At 63.3% G+C, this 1,975-nt stretch carries 2 protein-coding genes; both read left to right on the forward strand.

Annotated features, from left to right (window positions below; translation table 11 throughout):
- Nucleotides 1-734 (forward strand): cyanophycin synthetase (locus tag EN935_RS33430; RefSeq protein WP_281040385.1); only part of this gene is annotated, 734 nt, incomplete at its 5' end.
- 19 nt (nucleotides 735-753) lie between these two features.
- Entirely contained in the window at nucleotides 754-1,836 is a 1,083-nt protein-coding gene (gene mraY / locus EN935_RS33435) for a phospho-N-acetylmuramoyl-pentapeptide-transferase (protein ID WP_109668258.1), read from the forward strand.
- Nucleotides 1,837-1,975 lie beyond the last annotated feature (139 nt).

Raw genomic sequence — 1,975 nt, forward strand, 5'->3', positions numbered from 1 at the left:
GTGTCGAGCACGTCTACGGCTTCGGCGAGAATGCGCGCTCGACCTTCAAGCTCGTCAAATGCGAATTGCATGCGGATCATTCCGACATCACCGCCAGGATCAGCGGCCACGAGGTGACGGCGCGGATCGGCGCACCCGGCCGCCATATGGTGCAGAACGTGCTGGCGGTGCTGGGTGCGGCGCATCTGGTCGGCGCAGATCTCGACAAGGTGGCACTCGCGCTGGCCGATCTTTCGGCCGAACGCGGGCGCGGCAAGCGCCATGTCCTGCGCCACCCCGGTGGCCCGACTTCGAGCGACCCCGGCGGGCCGATCACGCTGATCGACGAGAGCTACAACGCCAATCCGGCATCGATGGCCGCTGCGATGGCATTGCTCAACGCGACGCCGGTGACGGGCGAGGGTCGTCGCATCGCGGTGCTCGGCGATATGCTCGAGCTCGGCGACCACTCGGCCAAGCTGCATGCTGCCCTTGCCGAGCTCATCGTCGGCACCGGGACACAGACCGTCTTTCTCGGCGGCCCGGAGATGCGGGCGCTGGCCGAGATACTGCCGGCCGAGATCAAGACGGAATACCGCGCCGGTGTCGAGGAGCTGAAGCCGGTGCTGCTTGCCGCGCTGAAGCCGGGCGATGTGGTGATGATCAAATCGTCGAAGGGCATCGGTTTTGCAAAACTGGTCGATGCGCTGCTGGGCAAATTCCCTGCTGAATCGACAACCAGAAAACAGACCTAGGTCGGGGGACGAAAAGCGCATGTTTACACTGCTCGTCGATTTTGCGGACAAGGTCTCGGTCTTCAATGTCTTCCGCTACATCACCTTCCGCACCGGCGGGGCGCTGATCACGTCGGCGCTGATCGTCTTCATTTTCGGGCCGACCATCATCAATTCGCTGCGGCTGCGGCAAGGCAAGGGTCAGCCGATCCGCGCCGATGGACCGCAGACACATTTCAAGAAGGCCGGCACGCCGACCATGGGCGGTCTGATGATCCTGTCGGGCATCATCGGCTCGTCGCTTTTGTGGGCGAACCTGTCGAGCATCTATGTCTGGGTGGTGCTGCTGGTGACGCTGGGCTTCGGCTCGATCGGCTTCTACGACGACTATCTCAAGGTGACCAAGCAGTCGCATCTCGGCTTTTCCGGCAAGGCGCGGCTGGCGCTTGAATTCGTCATCGCCGGCATCGCCGCCTGGGCGATCATGCACAATGGCCAGGCGCCGTTCTCGTCGTCGCTGACATTCCCCTTCGCCAAGGAGTTCATCGTCAATCTCGGCTGGTTCTTCATTCCGTTCTCCTGCTTCGTCATCGTCGGCGCCGGCAATGCGGTGAACCTGACCGACGGCCTGGACGGGCTGGCGATCGTGCCGATCATGATCGCGGCGGCCTCCTTCGGCGTCATCGCCTATCTCTCCGGCAACGCCGTCTTCGCCGAATATCTGCAGATCCATTTCGTGCCCGGCACCGGCGAACTGGCGGTCGTGCTTGGCTCGGTCATCGGCGCCGGCCTCGGCTTCCTCTGGTTCAACGCGCCGCCGGCGGCGATCTTCATGGGCGACACCGGCTCGCTGGCCATGGGCGGCCTGATCGGCACGGTCGCGGTCGCCACCAAGCATGAGATCGTGCTGGTCATCGTCGGCGGATTGTTTGTCGTGGAAATCCTGTCCGTCATCATCCAGGTCGGCTATTTCAAGATGACCGGCAAGCGGGTGTTCCTGATGGCGCCGATCCACCATCATTTCGAAAAGCTCGGCTGGACCGAAAGCCAGGTGGTGATCCGCTTCTGGATCATCGCCGTCATCCTGGCGCTGGTTGGCCTGTCGACCCTCAAGCTGAGATAGGAAGCCCTTTGATCCCCGCCGCATCCTTTTCAGGCAAGCACGTTTCGCTCTTCGGGCTCGGTGGCTCGGGGATCGCGACGGCGCGCGCGCTGATCGAGGGTGGGGCGGACGTGCTGGCCTGGGACGATAATCCCGACAG

Origin of the sequence: Mesorhizobium sp. M7D.F.Ca.US.004.03.1.1 (assembly GCF_003998635.1) — a bacterium.
Taxonomy (GTDB): Bacteria; Pseudomonadota; Alphaproteobacteria; order Rhizobiales; family Rhizobiaceae; genus Mesorhizobium; species Mesorhizobium loti.